The following is a 1,996-nucleotide window of genomic DNA, read 5'->3' on the forward strand; positions in this document are numbered from 1 at the left end:
AACAACAGAATCAGTTATCAAAAAATTTTGCAGAAACAATGCAGAATATTAATTTCGATAAAGTAATAGAACAACAGAATCAGTTATCAAAAAATTTTGCAGAAACAATGCAGAATATTAATTTAGATATGCCAAATTCAGGAATTAGAAAAAATAAAAAATCAGAGCAGAATGAGCAACTAAAAACTCAGGATTATAAAAATATTGATTCCGTAATTTAAAACCTTAATTTTTTGATTCTTTCTCAAACAAAACCTCTCTTTGAAACTATTCCTGTAGAGACTAATATTTCATCTCTACAGGAAAACTAATCAAAGTTAAAAAAACCCTGATTTCTTAACCCCTAAGTTTCTCCGACCAAACACGAGTAGGCAAACCCCAAACATAAATAAATCCTTCCGCCGCTTTATGGTCAAACTCATCCTCCGCACCATAAGTTGCCAAGTCAAAACTATACAAAGAATTACCAGACTGACGACCGACAACCATCGCACTACCCTTAAATAATTTCACCCTGACAACACCAGTAACCCTTTCTTGAGTCTGCTGAATAAAAGCATCCAACGCACCCTTCAATGGACTAAACCACAAACCGTTATAAACCAACTGACTATAAGTCTCCTCAATACCACGCTTATAACGAGTCACATCAGCAGTCAAAGTCAAGCTTTCTAAGTCCCGGTGTGCTTGAATTAAAACCCACATCGCCGGAGACTCATAAATTTCTCGTGACTTAATCCCTACTAGACGGTTTTCAATCATGTCAATACGACCAATACCATGATTTCCTGCTATCTGATTAAGTTGAGTTATCAACTCAATACCACCTAAACCTTGACCATTCAGACTAACAGGAATTCCTTTCTCAAAACCAATCTCAATATATTCCGGTTCATTAGGAGTATCGGCGATCGCCTTTGTCATTCCATAAACTTCCTCTGGCGGTTCCACCCAAGGATCTTCCAACTCACCTGCTTCGATCGCCATCCCCAATAAATTTTTATCTATACTATAAGGGGAAGACTTTTTCACAGGAGCAGGAATGCCATATTTTTCACCATAAGCAATAGTTTCCTCACGACTCATTCCCCACTCCCGTGCTGGAGCTAAAATCTTAATTTGAGGATTTAGTGCAGCAATAGCAACATCAAATCTTACTTGGTCATTACCCTTTCCCGTACAACCATGAGCAATAGCATCAGCACCATATTTTTCTGCTGCCTCTACTAATATTTTGGCAATTAAAGGTCTAGCTAATGCTGTTGCTAGAGGGTAGCGATTTTCATACAGAGCATTTGCTTGAATAGCAGGAAAAGCATATTCTTTAATCAAAGGTTCGATAACATCTATAACTAGAGATTCTGCTGCTCCAGAATCTAATGCTTTTTTCTGAACTGCTTCTAATTCGTCTCCTTGACCTAAATCTGCTGCTAGGGTAATTACTTCTTTTACTCCCCATTCATTTTTCAGGTAAGGGATACAAACGGAGGTATCTACTCCCCCAGAATAAGCTAGGACAACTTTAGTGGCACGACTCATGGGTTTTTCTTGAAAAATTAACGACTGAGTTATTATTATCAGATTAAATCTGTAGCTTTATTGTCAGTTAAGGTACAGACTTTTGTTATACTTAAAAGTCTGAAAAAATTCACAAAATAGGAGTATCCCCTGATTTTTCTGCTAATAGAATTTTGAAATTTGAATCGGGATTTTACCCAGACTCTAGTCTGAAACTATAACGTTATAGTTTTGAAGTAGAAGGTTGAGATATTATTTGTCGTTTGCCTCAGTCTGAAAAAATTCACAAAATAGGAGTATCCCCTGATTTTTCTGCTAATAGAATTTTGAAATTTGAATCGGGATTTTACCCAGACTCTAGTCTGAAACTATAACGTTATAGTTTTGAAGTAGAAGGTTGAGATATTATTTGTCGTTTGCCTCAGTCTGAAAAAATTCACAAAATAGGAGTATCCCCTGATTTTTCTGCTAATAGAAT

At 36.4% G+C, this 1,996-nt stretch carries 2 protein-coding genes; one reads left to right on the top strand and one right to left on the bottom strand.

The window, feature by feature from the left end:
* Nucleotides 1-221 (top strand): hypothetical protein (locus tag ACP6PK_RS11520; protein WP_426559721.1); only part of this gene is annotated, 221 nt, incomplete at its 5' end.
* 115 nt (nucleotides 222-336) lie between these two features.
* Here the strand turns inward: ACP6PK_RS11520 and ACP6PK_RS11525 are convergent.
* A complete protein-coding gene (locus tag ACP6PK_RS11525) occupies nucleotides 337-1,539 on the bottom strand; it encodes an argininosuccinate synthase (protein ID WP_426559722.1) in 1,203 nt (400 codons plus the stop codon).
* Nucleotides 1,540-1,996: the final 457 nt, after the last annotated feature.

Origin of the sequence: Dapis hubbardiae BLCC-M172, from assembly GCF_050016015.1 — a bacterium.
In the GTDB taxonomy this organism is placed as follows: Bacteria; Cyanobacteriota; Cyanobacteriia; order Cyanobacteriales; family Microcoleaceae; genus Trichodesmium.